Here is a 19432-nt window from a genome sequence, read left to right as displayed (position 1 = left end):
GCGGTGTCGTCCGGGGGAGTCAGGAGGACCAACGACGGAAGTCGGACGGAGATTCCGTCTCGTCAGTCGCCCATCATCGCACGGACACCTCGTGGTCAGCCACCCTCTCCCCGGACAGGGTGAGCTGTCCGGGACCGGTCGGGGTCGGGCCGAGCTGCCCGCGGACGTGGTGTCGGCGGCACAGCACCTGGTACCTCACGTCGTCCCCCGCGGTGGGGGCGGCCACGGTGTCGGCGACGACGACCGTCTCGCCCTCACGCACCATCGCGCCGTCGACGACCCGGGCGTTGAGCAGCCCGGGCAGGCCGCACCAGCACAGCACCTCGACCTGGATCCGCTGGACGTCGTCGGCGAGCTCGAACAGGCGCCGCGTGCCGGTGAACAGCTGGGCGCGGAAGTCGGTGGTCAGCCCGAAGGCGTAGACGTCGACGTGCGACTCGTCGACGAGCTCGGCCAGCTGCTCGACCTGCCGGCCGGTGAGGAACTGGGCCTCGTCGACGATGACGTAGTCGACCCGGTGCCCGTCGGCCCAGCGCCCGCGCACCAGCAGCCGGACGTCGACGTCGGGATCGAGCTCGACGGCCTCGCGGGACAGCCCGACCCGGCTGCTGATCTGCGGGGCGGCGGACCGGTCGCCCTGGGTCAGCCGCAGGCCGTGCCGGCCCTGCCGGCTCTGGTTGTGGTCGACCTGCAGGGCCAGGGTGGACTTCCCACAGTCCATCGGGCCGTGGAAGAAGGTCAGGTGCGCCGGGGCGGCGTGCCGTCGGCGGTCGCCGGCGACGGGGACGAACGGCGGCAGGGGAGAGGGGGTCACAGACGCTCCGGAGGGGTGTTGCCGGCCTCGAGGACGGCCCGGCGCATCGGCAGCCGGGCCAGCAGCACGAAGCCCGCGACGAAGAAGACGACGAGGCTGATGATGGCCAGCCGGTAGGAGCCGGTGAGCTGGTAGGTCAGACCGAACGCCAGCGGGCCCAGCCAGCTGGTGCCGCGGTCGCTGATCTCGTAGAAGCCGTAGTACTCGGCCTCCTTGCCCAGCGGGATGAGGTGGCTGAACAGCGAGCGGGACAGCGCCTGGGTGCCGCCCTGCACGAGCCCGATGACCGCGGCCAGGGCGTAGAACTGGGCGGCGGCGCCCTCCTGCAGGGTGAAGGCCGCGACCAGCACCAGGGTCCAGGCGACCAGGCAGCCCAGCACGGTGCGCTTGGCGCCGTAGCGGGCCGCGACCCGGCCCAGGCCCAGGGCGCCCGCGATGGCGACCACCTGGACCATCAGGATCGCGCCGGTGAGCACCGACTGGTCCAGGCCCAGCTCCTCGGTGGCGTAGAGCGCCGACAACGAGATGACGGTCTGCACGCCGTCGTTGAAGAGCAGGTAGGCGCCCAGGAACCACAGCGTGAGCGGGAAGGCCCGCATCTCCCTGAGCGTGGTGGCCAGCTGCTTGAACCCGCTCCCGGTCCGGCCCACGCCCGCGGCCACCGGCCGGTTGCGGAGCCGGGACACCGTGAACACGGTGAAGGTGCCCCACCACAGCCCCGCGGTGGCCAGGCAGATCCGCACCGCCTCGCCCTCGGTGAGACCCAGGGAGTCCCGGGAGACGTAGAGCACCAGGTGCACGGCCAGCAACAGGGCGCCGCCGACGTAGCCGACCGCCCAGCCCCGGCTGGAGACCCTGTCCCGCTCGTCGGGTGCAGCCAGGTCGGGCAGCCAGGCGTAGTAGACGACGGTGGCGGCCCCGAAGCTGATGTTGGCCAGCACGAAGAGCCCCGCGCCCAGCAGGTAGCGGCCGTCGGAGACGAAGAACAGGCCCGTGCAGGACAGCGCGCCCAGCGCGGCGAACCCGCCGAGCAGCTCGCGCCGCCGTCCGGTGCGGTCGGCGATCGCCCCGGTGACCGGCAGGACGACGACCTGGACGACGACGGAGAACGACAGCACGAAGGAGAACCAGCTGCCCGGGTCGATGCCCAGGAAGCCCAGCTCGCCGTCCGGGCCGGCCGCGTCGCGGGCCACCGAGGTCAGGTAGGGCCCGAGGAAGACGGTGGTGACGCTGGTGTTGAACACCGACATCGCCCAGTCGTAGGAGTACCAGCCGGTGCGCTCGCGCCGCAGGGCGCGGTCGACCGGGGGCGCGCTGGGGGCGTGGGTCACGGCCGCAGGGTGTCAGGCGGGGACGGGGCGGGTCCAGCACCGGGCACGTCGACGGGCACGCGTCCTCCCGGGTAGGCGGCGACGGCCGTGGTCGGCCGGGTGGGGTCTCCGAAGGCGATCCGGTCGGTGGGCTCGCCGGCGCGCAGCGGCACCAGCCCCCGGGTGATCGCCGCGGTGATCCGCATCCGGGCCCGGTGCGCGTCACCGACCCGACCAGCCTCCAGGTCCTCCAGCGGCACGGGCGGTCCGACGTGCACCCGGAGGGCCGGCTGGCGCCACAGCGCCCGGGCCAGGGTGCGCAGCTTGCCCCAGTCGTTGGCGTACTGCAGGACCTCGTGGGCTCCCCACTGGCTGATGGGGAGCACCGGCACCCGGGTCTCCAGGGCCAGCCGGGCCAGACCGGTGCGGCCCTTCTCGGGCCACCCGTCGGGGGCCAGCCCGACCCGGCCCTCGGGGTACACGGCCATGTGGCCACCATGGTCCAGGGCCACCCGGACGACGCGCAGGGCGTGCGCGGCGACGTCGGTGCCCCGCTCGACCCGGACCCCGCCGGACCGCTCCAGCACCGCGCCCACGAGGGGGGCGCCGATGATGCCGCCGGTGGCCATGAACCGCGGGGCAACGCCCAACCGGTGGAAGGCGGCGCCGATGACGAAGGAGTCGTAGTCCCCGATGTGGTTCCCGGCCAGGATCAACGGCCCGTCCCGCAGCTCGGGCGGGATCTCCCCGGTGACGACGACCCGGCCGAACAGCGACACCGCGGGGGAGACGGTGCGCAGCAGCGCCCGCCACCCCCACCACGGCGGTGCGGCGGCGATGGCCAGCTCGCGGGCGAACCAGTCCGGGTCGGAGTCGGCCACCTGGTCGGCGAGCTCGGCGGGCAGCGGGGGTGGCGTGGGACGCCAGGCCAGCAGCCGGTCCCGGAGGCTCACGTCGCGCTCCAGGCGCCCCGGCGGGTGAGCACCTCGCGCAGCATGCTGGGCCGGTCGGTCATCACGCCGTCGACCCCCAGGTCCAGCACCCGGTCCACCTCGGCCGGGTCGTCCACGGTCCACACGTGCACCTGCAGGCTGCGCTCGTGTGCGGCGGCGATGAACCGCTCGTCGACCAGGGGCCGACCGCCCAGGTGCAACGGGACCTGCGCGCAGCCGGCCTGGATGCGGACCAGCCCGGCGGCACGCGGGGAGTAGGAGGACAGCCGGAGCGCGGCGACGCCCTTGGGCCCCAGCGAGGTGCACAGGTCCGGGCCGAGCAGCCGGCGGGCGGCCGCGACGCGGGCGTCGGAGAAGGAGGCCAGGCAGATCCGGTCCAGCACCCCGGTGCGCCGGATCAGCCGGGCCAGCGGGGCCAGCACGCCGGCGGCCTTGACGTCGATGTTGAACCGGACGTCGGGCCAGGCGGTGAGCAGGTCCTCCAGCGGCACGATCGGGTCCCGGCCGCCGATCAGCGCGGTGGACACCTCACTCCAGGGCAGGGCGTCGATCCGGCCGGTGTGGTCGGTGACCCGGTCCAGCGTGGGGTCGTGGAAGGCGACCAGGACGCCGTCGGCGGTGGCCCGGACGTCGGTCTCCAGGTACCGGTAGCCCAGGGCCACCGCAGCCTCGAAGGCCGGCTGGGTGTTCTCGACGTGCTCGATGGCCCCGCCGCGGTGGGCGATCGCCAGAGGCGTCGGCGCGTCGAGGTAGGCGAAGCGCGAGCCGGGCACGGCGACACGCTAGGACGGCCCGTGGAGCCCATGCCTGCCGGGGGTCCCCGGGCGTGTCCCGGCAGCTCCGGGTGATGATCCGTCTACGGTCTGCGACGTGGTGGCAGAGCAGCTGGCGGTGCCGGGGACGGCGTCCGCGGAGTCCGTGGCGGACCCGACGTCGACCGTCCGGGTGCGCCGCTCCCGCCGGCGCGCGCCGGCCGAGGTCGAGGAACGCCGGTGCGGCTGGTGCCGCAGCGTCCTGCCTGCCCAGGAGTCCGTGGGGCGGCCTCGGCTGTACTGCGGCCAGGCCTGCCGCCAGCGCGCCTACGAGCAGCGGTCCGCGACCGCGAAGGCCGGCCTGTCGCCCGATGTCGTGCTGGTGACCCGGACCGAGCTCGACGGGCTCCAGGACCGGCTGTTCCAGCTGCGCTGTGCCCTCGAGGACGTGCAGACCCTGATGACCGAGAAGCCCACGAAGGCCGAGCTGGAGAAGGCACTGTCGGAGCTGATCCGCTCCACCGGGCGCCTGGACCGGTTGTGGCTGTCGGGCAAGAACGCCGGCTGAGAGTCGCTGGTCGACCTGGTTGCGTCAGCGTGACGCAACCAGGTCGAGGGGCAGGTCAGTCCGGGTCGGAGGGGACGTCGCCCGAGTCCGGGTTCTCGTTGCCGTGGTTGTAGACCGACCCCTGCTCGACGCTGGTCGGGTCGTTGCCGGACAGGTTGCTGGCACCGTCCTTGGGCGTGCCGGAGCGCTGCCCCAGACCCTCGGTGTCGCTGCACCCGGTGAGGGCGGCGCCGCCGCCGAAGAGCGCCAGGGCGGCGAGGACGGAGACGACGGGACGGCGGATCTGCATGCTGTGAGCGTAGGCGACCCGCCCGTCGGTCGCGCCCTCGACACCCACCTGCCGTCACCTGTATTCGTCACTGTGACCTTATGTGGTCGGTCCCGGTGGACCGAGGGGAGTGGCGCCCGGACGCGGCGTCGCCCACCGGGGGCTCGGTGGGGCCCGGCGTAGAAGGTCTGGCACCGGTGAGGCCTGAGGTCGACGGCCGACGACGCCGGGCACGGTGGGCGATCGTGATCGACGGTCGACGCCCGCGGCGGTCGACGGCGCAGGCGCAGAGCCGCAGGGGCGCCGCACACGGGGACGGACACCACCGGGACGACCGAACTCGACGGACCGGGCGCAAGCTGGCCCGCCAGCGAGCTGACCGCCGACGAGCGAGCACCGACGAGCGAGCACCGACGCGCAGTCGGCGGGCGACGACGTCACGGTCCGTCGGAGCACCCAGACGTCGGGTGGGCCACCCCTCCCGGCCCTCCACCTGTCACGCCGATAATCGACATTATGTCAGGTCGCTGCTCTGGGGCTCCTCCGGACTCGCCCAATTGACTAGTCTCACAGTCGGCCGAAACGTCCGTCCGCCACAGGTCCCCCCACAGGCAGTCGCTGCCGACCTGCACTCCTTCAACACCTACATGTTCTGCTAGCCGATCGTCGAATGTCTGGCCCCGGAGTCCTAGGAAGATCGGCGAATGACCTTTCCCCACACAGGGCGTTGCGCTGCCGACTACTGTCCCACTCAGGTAAGCCAAGCCTGCCTGCGGTCTCGATATCGGCCGAGCCCCGAGCAAGGTTCACCACTCCCCCGGTTGGAGAGTGGGAAGGTGCATTCCTGTCCATTTAACAGAATCTAGCTTATCGGCGGTAGCTACAGACTTCCGAGGACAAGCCGATGTGCTGGCTAAACCTGCAAAACCGACCCATTTCGTCGAACCCCATGTAACGCCTTCTTGGTCGCGTTTCCCACGCGGCCACACACTGACTCCACGATCACACAGGTTTCTCAACGCCCCTGACCGACTCGGGTCCTGAGACATGCTTCGGCGCGTAGCCGATGATGACACTAAGCATTGGGTGTGCAGATTCGGTTCTTGCGGTTGTGTCAACGGTAGTCATGGCAAGCCTGCAGGGCGCTCGACAGCGACGCCCTCGGCGAATCCAAAATGTCGTCCATAATGGTCGTGGGCGCGGGCCTCGATCTCCAAGTAGCCCCAGGTACCCCGGTTCATGTTCTTGGCAGAGATGAACAAGTCGTGCACTTCACGGTCGACAACGTCTCGCGCGTTGCCCAGGATTTCACCACCAGTCAGTTGAATTGCCTTCACGTGCATGTCGGCGTACTCAAGTATGCGCCCACCCTGCAAGTTCATCCGCGATGGAGGGTTCGGCTCGCACCAGTCCATAAGACCAGCAAGGATTATTACCTTGGACGTCTCGTACGTTGCCAGGACCAGGCCGCAGGCACTCCACCCGCCCCTACGTAAAGGTATCGCCCAGAAGTCGCCAGCGAGAATTTTAGATGTCGACCTTGGCTGAAATGGATACTCCATAAGATGACACCTTCCGTATGTGGAGCACTCAATTGCGTGGAGACCGGGCTCACCACCGGCTTTGCCCATGCCGTTGCAAGTATGCCCTCCCGGCCGTCATGTATCCAGCCCCACGGGTCGTCCTAAGGACGCGCGCACTGATCGGCTCGACTCGATTCAACCTTGGCCTGAACTGATTGTGCGCCAACTGCTCCAATCCGCGCTGTTCTGACCGCTTTTGCGTAACCGCCAAGATTCGGAAGTTGGCGCCTTGAAACTCTCGGGCATGCTCGGCTTGCCGGCGAGCAAGATTGTTTGTCCGTCCTGTCCGAACGACCTGACCGGCCCTATCCGTCAGTGCGTAGACGCCGCCCACGGGACAGCTGGCGTTATGAACGACAACCGCACTGTGCCCGTCAGGGTCAACCAGGAAAGTGTGCGTGTTTGCAATCGTCAGATTGAACACTTGTTGATCAACAACGTATCCGTGGTCGATGACCGCCGTGACACGTTGACGATGTCCATCTACCGCCGCTGTGAGGTCACCGGGCTCAAGGTCCACAGCGTCAATCCAGTCACGACCCTCGGCCCAGACTGGGTGATTCGCGGTCGCCGTCCAGGAAACCCTCCCCGGCCCACGATCGGCATACTCCTCATGCCGCAAGCCACCAGCGCCATTCACCAGTTCGGTGAAGATTGTGACGAGGTGCTTCACCCCAAGCCCCGTAATCACGTTCAGGACGGGCTGGATCGTCGTTTCGCCGGATACGGGGTCGACGCTACGCACCTCGACGCCTGCAGTCAGTGACGAGATTGGCATCAATGAACCGTCAGCGAGGACAACTCTGGTTTCCGGAGTAAAACTGTTACACCGCACGGCCTGCACAGCAGCTCGTCCTGCCCGCGCAGACACACTGCCAGCCGCTCGAAGCGCCCGCGCTCCGGCTCTAACGATGGCCCCCCCGCCCGGAATCATCGCTGCTGCCGCAGTGATTCCCATTTCGACGGCTTTGGACTTATTACCTTGGGCCGCGTATGCGACGGCGGATACGCCTGCGGCCGCGGCGCCGATCGGCCCGGGGATGTTTGAGGCGATCTCACCAACCTTGGCGGCGATCTTGACGGCCTTTTTGACCCAGCCCCATCCCCATTTGCCGTCGAGGTCGGTGCAGTTGACGGGATCGCCGGAGCAGTAGTCGTAGGTGGTGGCGTTGCCGCCGGGGACCGGGTCGGTGGACCAGAAGCGTCCGGTGTTGGGGTCGTAAAGGCGAACGCCCATGAGAGTGACGCCGGCTAGGGCTTGGGTGGAGCGTTGAGCGCCACCGAGCCAGCCGTACCGGTTGTTCTTGTTGGGCGAGGCTCCGGTGGAGGTACGGGCGCGGCCGGTGGTGAGGTCTGTGGGGGTGCCGTACTCATCGGCGGTCTGGTGCCGGATGCCCGCCCAGGTGGCGGCCGATGCTCCGTCGGCGATAGGCAGCGTGGTCATGACGCTGCCCTGCAGGTCGATCAGCTGCAGCACCCGGGCGCCGGCCTTGCCCGTCTGCATGGCCAGAGATCCATCCAGGCCGTCGACGTATCGGGTGATCTCATTCGGCAGGGACTTGTCCTCGGAGATCCACGCCGGGGAGTCGGAGTCGGAGTCGTAATGGTTGACCTTCGTGACCGCCTGCTGCCAAGCGTTGTTCATCCACGTCTCGGACGTGAACTCGCTGAACCGCTGCAGCGGGTCCAGCGTCCACGTCTGCCGGGCGACGTTGGCGATGGTCTGGGAGGCGATCAGGTCGTTGACCCAGTAGGCGTTCTGCACCCGCGCGCCGGGGTTGGAGGCCACCGGGGCATCCACGATGCGGCCCAGCGGGTCGTACACCCAGCCCGCCGCCCCCGTCGCGGAGTCCGACACCAGTCGGTCACCGGAGTCATAGCTGTATGAGGTCGACGTAGATCCGGTGCCGGTGGCTGTCGGGCAGGTGGAGTTCGCAGACCGGTTCACCGACCGCGAGAGCCGTTCGGCGCGGTCGCCGTAGGTGTAGGCCCGGGAAGTGCAGGAGGCGATTCCTGCGGTGAGGTCAGTGACGTTGGTCAGGCGGCCAAGTCGGTCGTAGGCGTAGGTCTTGGCCGAGGCCGGGGTGGTGTGGGTGACGAACTGGCCGCTGCCGTTCTCCACCACCGCTGAGGCTGCAATGACCGCCTGGTCCGAGGTACGCACGTAGGTGCGCGAGATGGGGGTGCGGCCGGCGTCGTAGGCGATCCGCAGCTGCACCCCACCGGGCAGGGACTGTGTGAGGACCTGCCCGTCTGGGCCGTAGGTCGCTGAGATCGTGCCGCCGACAGAGTCTGCGACGGAGGTGACGTAGCCGCGGGGTTCAGCGGTGCGGTCGTAGGTGAAGGTGGTGGAAGCGCCGGTGGAGTCGGCGACGGTGACGGGTTTGCCGTACCGGTCGAAGGTGGTGGTGGTGACCCCACCGGCGGCATCGGTGTAGGAGGTCATCCGCCCCAGGGCATCGAACACCTTCGCCGTACGGGCGAGCACGATGCCGCCTGCGTCCACGGTGGACACCGCGGTGACGTCACCTGAGGCCGGGTCGTACGTCGTGGTCGTCTTCGGCAGCGCACTGGGGGTCACCCCTGCTCCGGCGGCGGTGATGGCCACCGAGGTGACGCGGTCGGCCTCGTCGTAAGTGGTCGTCGTGGTCCGGGACTGGGTGACCGTGGTACCGGCCAGCGGCCCTGTCGCGGTCTCGGTGACCGTGGCGATCGAGCCGTACCGGTTGTATGCCGACACAGTGCGCACCGGGAGGCCGGTGGCCATCCTGGCTGTGTCCGAGCCGGTCGTCGGGCCAGCGTTGTAGTTGACGCACGGCAGCCCGGCGTAGTGGGCGTTGTTGCCGCACTCGCTCCGGTCGGGGTTGGCTCCGGCGGTGTAGAACACCGACCGCACCGTGCCGGCGTCTGAGCCGGTGGAGCCGACCTTGCGGGACTCCACTGCCCGACCCTGGACGTTGTAGCGGACCCGGGACACCAGGTTCACCCCGCCGGCGCCGGCGTCTCCGGTCACGACCGTGGGCGAGCCGATCTTCCAGCCCGACGTCGGGCCGATCGGTGACGCGCCGTCGATCGGGTCGTAGCCGTTGACGGTGACCTCGACATCGATGAGCTGCCCGCCCGAGGTGAGATCAGCCTGCGCACCGGCCCGCCAATCCGCGGCTGGCAGCACCACGCCTTCGGTACCGGTGGTCAGCAGGTGGTAAGCCAGACCGTCGGGCTTGCCCTCGTCGTAGACATTCGCGGTGAACGCATGGGCCAGCCGGACGTCGGCGGGGTTGTTGCCGATCGCTACGCGCAGCAGCGGCCCGCGAGTGCGGACGAGGTCCAACCCGTCGGGGCTGTAGGCGCTCAGGCTGGACAGGGCCAGGGATCGGGTGGCCGTGTCGGCGTTGGTCAGGTTCAACGCCGCCAGATCCGCCGTGGCCGAGGGCATCTGCCCCAGCGCCAGCAGGCGGTTGGTGGCATCCAGGGTGCGGACGACGTTGCCGAAGCGGTCGTACTCGGCGGTGTCGACGAACCCCGCCGCTGGGGCGTCGGTGCCGGTGGGTGTAGCGGTGTTCACCTCACGGCCGGAGGCATCGAGGTAGTGCACGGTGGCCGGCCGGTAACCGTTGGAACCGGGAGCGCTCGAGGTGGCGGTGGTGACCGTGGGGACGTTCTCAGGTCCGAAGATCGCGGTGGCGTCGGTGGGTCCGCGGGTTTGCGCCCAGGTGGCCAATGCAGCGGGGTTCAGGTCGTACGGGCCGCCCGCGGCCCGGTCCAGGGGCACGTTGTAGACGACGGTGGAGGTGGTGTCCGGGCCGGTTGCGGTCAGGGAGCCTGGCTGCAGCGAGGCGCGGGTGACCGACAGCAGCCGCCCAGAGGAACGGTCGATGCGGTCGCCGTTGCCGATGGAGGAGTTGGCGCCGCCGGTGCCGTAGGTGAACCGCCACGGCAGCTCGGCCGCTCCGGTCACGGTGAGGACCCGGCCATCACCGTCGTAGGTGTATGTGGTTTTCAGCGCTGGGCTGATGCGGGGGTCCCAGACCTCGCGCAGCATGCCCCGGTCGTCGTAGCTGTACCGAACAGCCGAGACAGCTGTGGTGACGGTCTCCCCCGGGACCGAGGACCACAAGCGGACCTCGATCAGCCGGTCGGCGTAGTTCCCGAAGCTGGGGCCGGCGGTGGAGCCTGGGGTTCCTGTCGCGTAGACGAGTTCTTGGACCTGGCAGCCGATCACGGGGGTGACGCCGGTGCAGGCGGTCGTGTTGGTCGGCCAGTTGTCGACGCCGGTCTGGATGGGGGCGATGACGCGGGCCAGGCGGAGGCGGCCGTTGACGTTCTCGTACACCAGGCGTGACTGCCCCGACGCCGCCGGCGGCGAGGTCGACACCAACCGGGCGATGGTGTCCCCCGTGGGGTGGGGGCCCTGGTGTGTCTGGCTGTTCCAGGTGACGAGGTTGTCAGGGCGGTAGATGACGACGTTGCCGTCGTTCTGCACGACCAGTCGCGCTCCGGCGTAGACCCCGCCGTAGGCCCTGACGTCCCAGACTGGGGTGTTGGACGGGCTGTAGACGACGAAGTTGCCGTCGGTCTGCATGACGGCGCGGGAGTCGGGGACCGGTGTGACGCCCTGGAAGTTCAAGGCCCAGATCGGGGTGTGCGCGCCGGTGGCGAGTTCGATCTTGTACAGGACGAGGTTGCCGTCGGACTGCATCTTGAACTTGTATGCGCCGTTGGTGGAGATGACTTGCTGCTCGCTGCCCAGTTGCTGGCCCGGCTGCAGGATGTTGGTGACCCCGATCGCGAAGGTCGACACGGTGCCGTCGAGTTCGGTCAGTCGCCACTGGCCCTCACCGGTGCGAGTCAGGGTCACCCCTTCGCCACCGGGTTCGGGCCACCACTTGCCGTCGGCGCCTTCGGTGAACCAGATCTCCCCTCCCCCGGACAGGTGGAGTGCGGCCACCTCGGGATAGGGCTGGGAGATGTGGCTGTAGGCGGTGCCGGAGGATCCGTCAGCGGTGCCCAGGGACCACTGCGGTCCCAGTGGGGCCCAGACTTCCCGGACGCTCAGATCGTCGTAGAACACCTGGGCTCCTGCCGTGCCCGACCCGTTGTACAGCCGCAGGACACCATTGGACGCTGCGTCGGACGGGATGGTGACGTCCATGGTGATCTGCTGCCAGGACTCGGCCACCACCGCACGGGTCGACGTTGCTGTGACGACGTTGCCGCCGACGGCCTGGTAGCGGACGTTCAGCCGTTGCGCGGCTGACGACGCGTCGGTCACCAGGCCGGTCGCCGCCGGCACGAAGACCCACCCCGATACCCGGTACGTTGCCCCCCGCCGCAGCGGCAGCGGGGTGGCGACGGTGGCGTAGCTGTCGGCTGAGGTGCCGGCGGCGGTCAGCAGCAGTGAGTTGTTGCCACGATGCCAGCGGTTGGCGGCCTTCTGCACCGACACCGCCGTACCGGTGAACTGGGTGACCTCAGCGATCGCCTGGGTGGCTTCCGAGAGCACCTCGGGCTGAAGCTCCAGGCCCGAGTGCGGGTCACGGGAGGACGCGGTGCGGCCCAGCGCGAGTCCGAATTCATCGACATCGGTCGCGGCCAGCGTGTAGTCCCCGGTCAGCAGGTTGACCGTGCCCGGGCCCACGGAGTCGGTGGCGGCGTAGGCGGCATCGGGGCTGACTGTCAGACCGACCCACGCGGTTTGATAGGCGTTCGTGCCGTTGGCGTCGGTGGCCATGCGCGCGGACACCTGGACCGGGCCGGGCACATCACCCAGAGTCAGGCTGGCATCCCACGTGGCGTAGTCGGCGACATCTGCCACGGGTGTCCAGGCCGTGGTGAGCGGCGCCCCGTTGGGGCGAGTCAGCGCCGGCAGGCTGATCGGGTGGTTGTCGGTGGCATCGGGGCCCCGGCGCCAGAGGAACTGCACGTGGGTGAACACCGGTTCCCCGGCCGCGGTGAGTCGCACCTTCCGAACGACCTGAGCACCCTCGACAGGGGAGACGACCCCAGCCCGACCCACGTTGAAGACGTAGTTGACGAGTCCTGAGCGGTTGCCTGCCCGGTCGATGGACCGCACCTGCAACACATGGACACCGTTGGTGGGCGGGGTGACGGTGACCGTGGTGTTGCCGTTGGCGTTGGCCCTGGTGGTGGGCGGGGCGTCAAGTCCCCACTCGTACCCCAACATGGTGCTGTCAGCGGTGGGCAAGGTCAGGTCGAAGGCGCCGGCCTGGTTCTCCGCCCCGTGCCAGGTGCCGTCGCTGGGATAGGTCACCGAGGTGACCCGTGGCGCGGCCGGCGCGACCTGGTCGATGGTGAAGTCACCACTCCAGATCGTGGCCGAGGTGTTGACAGTGTCGAACGCTGTCGCACTGACCCGGTAGGTCGACCCGTGCTGCAGCGGGCCAGGGTCGACGACCGTTGTGGCGACAGTGCCGGTGGGGATGCCGTTGAGGGTCTTGGTCCACACCTGGGCGCCGTCGCTGCTGCGGACGACAGCAAACCGGATGTTCGCCTGGCCGTCGTTGTCGTACACCCGCGCCGACAGCATTGGCGTGGGGTTGTTGGTCCAGGCCCCGGCCTCGAGGTTCATGGGCGCCACGCCGATCTCGGTTGCCGCCGACCGGTTGGAGTACTCGACGTAGATGTGCGGGAGACCGCCGCCGGCCCCGAGGAGTTGAACTTCTTCCACGCCGTGTTGTCGGTCTCGTTCCCGGCCTTCAACCCAACCGTGCCACCGTTGGCCCCGGTGTCGGCCCACATCCGGATCAGGCTGGTGACATCGGCGTTCAACCACCTGCTGCCGCAGGTGCCGTTGTAGCCGGCCGTGAGCGTGGAGGAGCTCCACTGCCGCACCCAGCCCGGCTGGTTGTTGATGCGGGTCCCGGTGTTGGCCGGGTAGGTCTCCCACACCTGCCACTCCCGGGCCGCGCATGTCGCCGCGTAAGCCCCCCACATCCACAGGTCGGCACGGTGGACGATCCGGGTCGACAAGAAGCTCAGATCGAAGTTCATGAACGAGCGGGCGACGTTCGTGCCGCCGTTGTAGGTCCCCAGCCGCAGCTCCGTGCTCCCGGACTGGTCGGTGGCGAAGCCGTGCTGCACGAAGGTGTCGAAGCTGGCGAAGATCTCACCGGCGTTGACCTCGGGGTCGACAACGACCGGGTAGTCAGTCGCCGGGTCCAGCAGTAACTCCGCATCCGGGGTGAGGTCGTAGACCACGGCGGACCCCGCTGCACCCGTCAGCGACTCCGGCAACGGCAGCGCCGTGCTCCCCCCGGACGAGGAAGCCTCTTCGTCCTCTGCTTGGCCTGCGTCTGCCGGGGCGGTGCTGGCCGCCGGATCGTCCAGATCCGGAACCGGCTCCGAGTCGGCGACCGGCCCGACCTGGTCGGAGGGAACAGTCTCTATCGGTGGCGGCGCGATCCCCGAACTCAGGACAGCGTCCTCGGGGACGTTGTCCTGGAACGGCTCCGTGATCGGGTGCAGCCGCTCCCCGTCCACCTGGGCGTCCCACGCGGTAGGGGTGCTGGTGGAGGCGACACTGGAACCATCGGGGGCGGTAAAGGCCACTCCGCTCTCGGCATCAGCAGTCACCGCCAGGCCCTCGGCAGTCACCTCGAGCGTCAGCTCAGGCAGGTCGTCGGAGGCTGGCCGCTCGGTAAGCACGTAGAACTGCTCGAACCCGGTACGGGTCACCTGCACGACCAGATCCACACCAGGCTGAACGCCCCGGTAAGTCGCCCGCGGCCCATCGAGCTCCGGGACAGGCAGCGTCTCCGTCCAGCTGACCGCCACTTCCTGGCCGTCAACCCCCCCCGGCCAGGGCGACCAACTGGCCGGATGCCGGTGCCGCGCCGCCCCCAGCCAGCGTCAGCTCACCCGGGAAAGACACCGGTGCCACCGCGCCCTCGGGCGTCACCGCCAGCGTCAGATCAACGGGCGCCCAGTCCTGAGACACCGTGCCGTCACCCGTCGGCTGCCGCACCCAGATGGGGCCAGCGGCCACCCCCACACTGAACGTGCCGTCAGGTAGCGCCCAGGTCGAGGAGTTCCCCGTGCGCTCCCCGATCACCTCGACCCGCTCCCCCACCAGCCGCGCGATCGTCTGCGCCGACGCCGAATCCGGCGCCTCCAAGCCATCCACACCACGCTCAGCAGGCGGCACCTCAACCACAGGCGCGTCAGGGGCCGCCAACGCCGACTGGCCGGGCACGAACACCCCGGCGATGACCGCAGCGGCGATGGCCACACCCCACGGGGGACTGAACGGCCACCGACGCACAGGTTGGAACGCGTAACGACTCTCCACCGCAGACCTCACCAGACGAGCGCCAAGCCCAGCAGACAGCTGGGGTGCAACAGGGTGAGCGCCAGGGACAGCGGCGGTCGCGGCACAACTAATCAGAGACCGGATCACTCCACAAGGGATTCAAACGTGACCTCGCCAACGAGTTGATCACGTCGCCCGCTCATGAGTCGGAGCCACAGCGGCCCGTTGACCAGGGTCGATGCACGGACCGCGCACACAGCACACGTGGCGGCTGGGGCGGACACCATCTCGTCGCCGTCGCCGTCGCCGTCGCCGTCGCCGTCGCGACATCGATGATCAGGGTGTCCGCTTTTCGCCACCCTGGCCGAGGCAGGTCCGCAACAGCAGTAGTCGTCCTGACGGGGGTCACACGTCGCGTGAGTGGTACTCGCCGGTCGCCGGGACCTGCTCCGATGAGCTCATGGACCCGCGAGAGGGCAAGCCTTCTCCGAACAGCAGAGGTGACCCGGGTGACCACGACCGCGCGCTGCCGTCGATCAAAGCTCGTCTGAGCTCACCCACCCGGGCGGAGTCAGACCCGGGCGTCTGCCAGCAGCCCGGCGGCGACCAGCCCGGCCCGCAGGTCGGCGACCTCGTCGTCGTCGAGCTCGACCAGGGGCTGCCGGACCCGACGGTCCCCCAGCACCCCGAGCAGCTCCAGCGCCGCCTTGGCCGTCGTGGCGCCGTAGTTGGGCACGCCCATCACCGCGTCGAAGGCCGGCAGCAGGCGGGTGTGCAGCGCCAGCGCCCTGGCGTGGTCACCGGCCAGGAACGCCTCGATCATCGCGCGCAGCTCGCGGCCGGCGGCGTGTGCGACGACGCTCACCGAACCCACGGCGCCGTAGGCCAGGTAGCCCAGCGTCAGGGCGTCGTCCCCGCAGTAGACCTCGTAGCCCAGGTCGACCAGCCGGGCCGCGTGCGCCGGGTTGCCGGTGGCGTCCTTGACGGCGACCACGGACGGGATCTCCCGGGCCGCGCGGTAGGTGTCCAGCGCGATCGACGACCCGGTGCGCCCGGGCACGTCGTAGAGCATGACCGGGATGTCGCTGACCGAGGCGACCGTGCGGAAGTGCTCGAGCACGCCCTTCTGGCTGGGCTTGTTGTAGTACGGCGTCACGACCAGCAGCCCGTCGGCGCCGATGTCGGCGGCCTGGCCGGCGATCTCCACCGAGTGCGCCGTGCTGTTGGTGCCCACCCCGGCGACGACCGCGGCCCGGTCCCCCACGGCCGCCCGCACCGCGGCCAGGATCTCGCCGTCCTCGGGCACCGTGGTCGTGGGCGCCTCCCCCGTCGTGCCGGAGACGACGACGCCGTCGCTGCCGGTGGCCACCACGTGCTCGGCGATCGCCACCGTCGCCGCGAGGTCGACGCCGCCGTCGGCGTCGAAGGCCGTGGCGATGGCGGTGAGCAGGCGGCCGAAGCGGGGCGGGTTCTCCACGGCGGCAATCTAGCTGGCTCAGCTGCCGGCGAAGTCGTGCTGGCGCCAGGCCTCGTAGGCGGCGACGGCCGCGGCGTTGGACAGGTTCAGCGACCGCCTCCCGGCCAGCATCGGCAGCCGGACCCGGTCGGTCACCCGGGGGTGGGACAGCACTGCCTCCTCCAGGCCGGTGGGCTCGGGACCGAAGAGCAGCACGTCGCCGGGCTCGTAGACCACGTCGGTGTGCCGGACGGTCGCACCGGTGGTGAAGGCGAACACCCTGGCACCGGGCACCGCGTCGAGGAAGGCAGCCAGGCCCTCGTGCACCGTCACCGAGGCCAGGTCGTGGTAGTCCAGCCCGGCCCGGCGCAGCTTGGCGTCGGACAGGTCGAAGCCCAGCGGGCCGATCAGGTGCAGCTGCGCGCCGGTGGCCGCGACCAGCCGGATGGCGTTACCGGTGTTCGGCGGGATCCGCGGTTCGTGGAAGGCGATGCGGAACACCGGGTCAGTCTGCCTGGCCGCGGGTGACCGGGTCGTCGTAGACCATCAGCACCGCGTCGACCACGTGGTCACCCCACTGCTGGCGCGCCGTCCCGGTCTCCCGCCACCCGCGCCGGAGGTAGAAGCCCCGGGCGGCCGCGTCCGGTTCGACCAGCAGCACCGGGGCCCGGTCGGCCGCGACGGCCGTGGCCACCGCGTGCTCCAGCAGCGCCCGGCCGGCGCCGCGCACGGAGCCGTCGGTGACCAGCCGGGACACCACGGCCAGCCGCTCGGGCGGCACCCCGGTGGCTGCCGACCAGCCCCGGGCCGCCGTCCACTCCCCCTCGTCGCCGTCCGGCCCGGCCGCCGGGTGCAGGGCGACGTGCCCGACCACCCGGCCGGCGGACTCGGCGACGGCGCCGGCGAGTTCGGTGGGAGCAGCCAGCCAGTCCGCCCGGACGACGGAGGCCCGCACCGGGTACCGGTGCAGCCGGTGGCTGCGGGTCAGGATCACCAGCAGCGGGTCCAGGTCGGTCTCCCGGCGGGGCCGTACGACCAGGTCGCCCGGGGCGCTCAGGACCGACCTGCGAAGGCGATGTCGGCGGCGGGCAGCACGGCCGCGGTCCGGCCGGGGGCGGTCTGGAAGCCCCAGTACAGGTTGGTGTGCGCGACGACCTGCTCCGGTGGCGGCGCCCCGTGGGCGGTGAGGTCCTCGGTGGTGTGCGCGTCGCCGACCAGCGTGACGTCGTACCCGCGGGTGAAGGCGCCGTGGATGGTGGAGCGGATGCAAGCGTCGGACTGGGCGCCGGCAACCACCAGGTGACCCACCCGGGCCTGGGCCAGCACGGTCTCCAGGTCGGTGTCCTCGAAGGAGTCGCCGTGGGTCTTGGCGACCAGCGCCTCGGCGTCCCGGCGCTGCAGCTCGGGCACGTACTCCCACTGCGGGCTGCCGACCGGCAGGTCCTCGGCGGAGTGCTGCACCCAGACCACCGGGACGTCGGCGGCGCGCGCGGCGTCCACGAGCCCGCCGATCGCCGCGACCACCTCGTCCCGCCGTGGGGCGCCGGCGACGACGCCGTTCTGCACGTCGACCACCACGAGGGCGGTCCGGGGTCTGTCGGGCAGCGTCGTCATCACGATCTCCTCAGCGCGGGGCCGTCAGGTGCGGCGACCGTAGCGCCGACCACCGACAGGACGGGCCCGGTGAGCAGTCCTCCCCTGGGACCGGCGGCCGCGGCCACCCAGCCTGGTCCGGTGACCACGCAGCCCGTCAGCACCCCGGCCCTCCACCGCAGCTGGCCCGGTCGGCTCGACCGCGCCGGTCAGGCCGCACTCGCCGCCGGCGGGCTGCTGGTGGGCGCCGCGATGGTCTGGAACCACCGGCACGTCGGTGACCCCGGCACCTGGACCGCGGACGCCGTCGCCCTGGCGCTGCTGGCCGCCCTCGGGCTGGGGCACTCGCAGCTGCGCCGCGGCCGGCCGGGCCGCTGGCCGGTCGCGGTCGCCGTCGTGGTCCTGCTCGGCGTCCCGCTGCTTCGTCTGACGCCTCGAACCGAACGCTCGGGCCGACCGCTCAGGCCGACCGCTCGGCGTCGTGCCGGGCCACCAGCTCCCGGAACGCCACCTGCGCCTTGGCCCGACCCGGGATCTGCGGCGGGGCACCCGTGCGCACCTCGGTCATCACCCGGCGCCCCAGCTCGGCCGCGCTCTCGCCCTCGACGACCGTGGTGGGCGGCAGGAACTCCACGGTGATCCGCGGCCGTCGGGGCACCCGCACGATGTCGGTGACCCCGGTGATCCGACAGCCGACGACGACCGTCCCGGGGACGGCGAGCACGAGCCGGCCAGCCCCGCTGCGCACCGGCATGGTGCGCCCGCGTGACACCGTGCCCTCGGGGAAGACGCCCAACGCCCCGCCCTCGCGCAGCACCTGCTCGGCGGCGGCGAGCGCGCCGGTGTCGCCGGTGCCGCGGGCGACCGGGATCTGGCCCATCCGGTCCAGGACCCAGGCGATGGCCGGGTTCTTCCACAGCGAGTCCTTGGCCAGTGCCCGCAGGTGCCGCCGGCGCAGTGCGGCGATGCCGACGACGACCGGGTCCCACGCGCTGTCGTGGTTGGGCATCACGACCACCGGCCCCTCGGCCGGCAGGTGCTCCAGGCCGCGCACGTCCAGCCGGCCCCACCAGCGCACCGCGGGGGTGCTGGCGACCATGACCAGGCGGTACACCCAGGGGACGCTCACCGGCTGGCCAGCAGGATCGCGACGGCGGCGAAGTGCATGGTGGCCGCGACGCAGACCGCGGCGTGGAACACCTCGTGGTAGCCGAAGACCAGCGGGCGGGGGTCGGGGCGGCGCAGGTGGTAGCCCACCGCCCCGGCGATGTAGACCGCTCCCCCGCCGAGGACGAGCCAGCCGGCGGCGTGCCCGGCGGTGTCCCACAGCGCCGGCAGGCCCAGCGCGGAGAGCACGCCCAGGCCGACGAAGACCCCGCCCATCAGCAGCTCGGGAACGTCCATGAAGACCAGGTGCAGCGCGAGGGCGGCCAGCGCACAGCCCCACACCAGGCCCAGCAGCAGGTACCCCGCGGTGCCCCGGACGGCGAGCAGCGCAACGGGGGTGGCGGTGCCGGCGACCAGCGTGACGATCATGGTGTGGTCCAGCCGCTGCAGCCGGCGGTTGGCCCGCACCGACCAGCTGCCCCGGTGGTACAGCGCGCTGGTGCCGAACAGGCCGCTCACCCCCACCACGTAGACCACCGCGGCGACGGTCTCGACCGGTCCGCGGGCGGCGACGACGAGCAGCACCCCGAACACCAGGGACAGCTCGAACCAGACCAGGTGCAGCCACCCCCGCCACTGCGGCTTGACGTAGTGCGTCTGCCGCTGGGCGTCGTAGAGCAGGGCTGCCTGCGGGTCGATCGGCGGGGCGGTCACGCGTGCCTCCTCGGGCCGCCCGGTGGTTCGAGCGGTGCCCGCCAG

The 19432-nt window shown here is 70.6% G+C and carries 16 protein-coding genes; 1 reads left to right on the top strand and 15 read right to left on the bottom strand.

Going from position 1 to position 19432, the window contains the following annotated elements; genetic code table 11:
- Positions 1-73: 73 nt before the first annotated feature.
- The 4 genes from ASG41_RS18415 to ASG41_RS18400 are packed head-to-tail and all read right to left on the bottom strand — an operon-like array spanning position 74 to position 3850.
- Positions 74-814 carry a thymidine kinase gene (locus tag ASG41_RS18415; protein WP_056298573.1) on the bottom strand — a complete coding sequence of 247 codons (741 nt, stop codon included), beginning with the start codon at positions 812-814 and terminating at the stop codon, positions 74-76.
- On the bottom strand, positions 811-2145 hold the full coding sequence (locus ASG41_RS18410; RefSeq protein WP_056298570.1) for an MFS transporter: 1335 nt from the start codon (positions 2143-2145) through the stop codon (positions 811-813). Before ASG41_RS18410 ends, ASG41_RS18415 begins: the two co-directional genes overlap by 4 nt.
- Positions 2142-3077, bottom strand: a complete 936-nt coding sequence (locus tag ASG41_RS18405; protein ID WP_056298568.1) for a 1-acyl-sn-glycerol-3-phosphate acyltransferase — start codon at positions 3075-3077, stop codon at positions 2142-2144. Before ASG41_RS18405 ends, ASG41_RS18410 begins: the two co-directional genes overlap by 4 nt.
- Positions 3074-3850 (bottom strand): glycerophosphodiester phosphodiesterase, encoded by a 777-nt coding sequence (locus tag ASG41_RS18400; protein WP_056298565.1) that lies wholly within the window; start codon positions 3848-3850, stop codon positions 3074-3076. Before ASG41_RS18400 ends, ASG41_RS18405 begins: the two co-directional genes overlap by 4 nt.
- 97 nt (positions 3851-3947) lie before the next feature.
- Between ASG41_RS18400 and ASG41_RS24910 the strand changes: the two genes are divergently transcribed.
- Positions 3948-4397: a hypothetical protein gene (locus tag ASG41_RS24910; protein ID WP_235564907.1), complete on the top strand. Its 450-nt coding sequence runs from the start codon at positions 3948-3950 to the stop codon at positions 4395-4397.
- Positions 4398-4452: 55 nt separating this feature from the next.
- Here the strand turns inward: ASG41_RS24910 and ASG41_RS18390 are convergent, their stop codons facing one another.
- The 11 genes from ASG41_RS18390 to ASG41_RS18340 all read right to left on the bottom strand — a co-directional run bounded on the left by ASG41_RS18390 (position 4453) and on the right by ASG41_RS18340 (position 19387).
- A complete protein-coding gene (locus tag ASG41_RS18390) occupies positions 4453-4686 on the bottom strand; it encodes a hypothetical protein (RefSeq protein ID WP_157519525.1) in 234 nt (77 codons plus the stop codon).
- Between the two features lie 1103 nt (positions 4687-5789).
- Positions 5790-6047, bottom strand: a complete 258-nt coding sequence (locus ASG41_RS18385; RefSeq protein ID WP_056298556.1) for a hypothetical protein — start codon at positions 6045-6047, stop codon at positions 5790-5792.
- Positions 6048-6276: 229 nt separating this feature from the next.
- A complete protein-coding gene (locus ASG41_RS18380; RefSeq protein ID WP_157519524.1) occupies positions 6277-12837 on the bottom strand; it encodes an RHS repeat-associated core domain-containing protein in 6561 nt (2186 codons plus the stop codon).
- A complete protein-coding gene (locus ASG41_RS18375) occupies positions 12834-13961 on the bottom strand; it encodes a DNRLRE domain-containing protein (RefSeq protein WP_162245583.1) in 1128 nt (375 codons plus the stop codon). The genes ASG41_RS18380 and ASG41_RS18375 overlap by 4 nt, the downstream gene beginning before the upstream one ends.
- A gap of 91 nt (positions 13962-14052) precedes the next feature.
- The gene (locus tag ASG41_RS18370; RefSeq protein WP_056298548.1) at positions 14053-14496 is read right to left on the bottom strand and encodes a hypothetical protein; all 444 of its coding nucleotides are present in this window, start codon (positions 14494-14496) and stop codon (positions 14053-14055) included.
- Positions 14497-15088: 592 nt separating this feature from the next.
- Positions 15089-15994 carry a 4-hydroxy-tetrahydrodipicolinate synthase gene (gene dapA, locus ASG41_RS18365; RefSeq protein ID WP_056298546.1) on the bottom strand — a complete coding sequence of 302 codons (906 nt, stop codon included), beginning with the start codon at positions 15992-15994 and terminating at the stop codon, positions 15089-15091.
- 18 nt (positions 15995-16012) lie between these two features.
- Positions 16013-16474 (bottom strand): tRNA (cytidine(34)-2'-O)-methyltransferase, encoded by a 462-nt coding sequence (locus tag ASG41_RS18360; RefSeq protein ID WP_056298543.1) that lies wholly within the window; start codon positions 16472-16474, stop codon positions 16013-16015.
- 4 nt (positions 16475-16478) lie between these two features.
- Positions 16479-16967 (bottom strand): GNAT family N-acetyltransferase, encoded by a 489-nt coding sequence (locus tag ASG41_RS24020; protein ID WP_056298539.1) that lies wholly within the window; start codon positions 16965-16967, stop codon positions 16479-16481.
- A gap of 59 nt (positions 16968-17026) precedes the next feature.
- Positions 17027-17587, bottom strand: a complete 561-nt coding sequence (locus ASG41_RS18350; RefSeq protein ID WP_056298537.1) for an isochorismatase family protein — start codon at positions 17585-17587, stop codon at positions 17027-17029.
- Between the two features lie 439 nt (positions 17588-18026).
- Complete coding sequence (locus ASG41_RS18345) at positions 18027-18695, bottom strand: 1-acyl-sn-glycerol-3-phosphate acyltransferase (RefSeq protein ID WP_235564906.1); 669 nt, start codon at positions 18693-18695, stop codon at positions 18027-18029.
- Positions 18692-19387, bottom strand: a complete 696-nt coding sequence (locus tag ASG41_RS18340) for a hemolysin III family protein (RefSeq protein WP_056298535.1) — start codon at positions 19385-19387, stop codon at positions 18692-18694. Before ASG41_RS18340 ends, ASG41_RS18345 begins: the two co-directional genes overlap by 4 nt.
- Positions 19388-19432 lie beyond the last annotated feature (45 nt).

The sequence above is a fragment of the Modestobacter sp. Leaf380 genome, from assembly GCF_001424485.1.
In the GTDB taxonomy this organism is placed as follows: Bacteria; Actinomycetota; Actinomycetes; order Mycobacteriales; family Geodermatophilaceae; genus Klenkia.
This window is presented reverse-complemented; position numbering and strand designations above follow the sequence as displayed.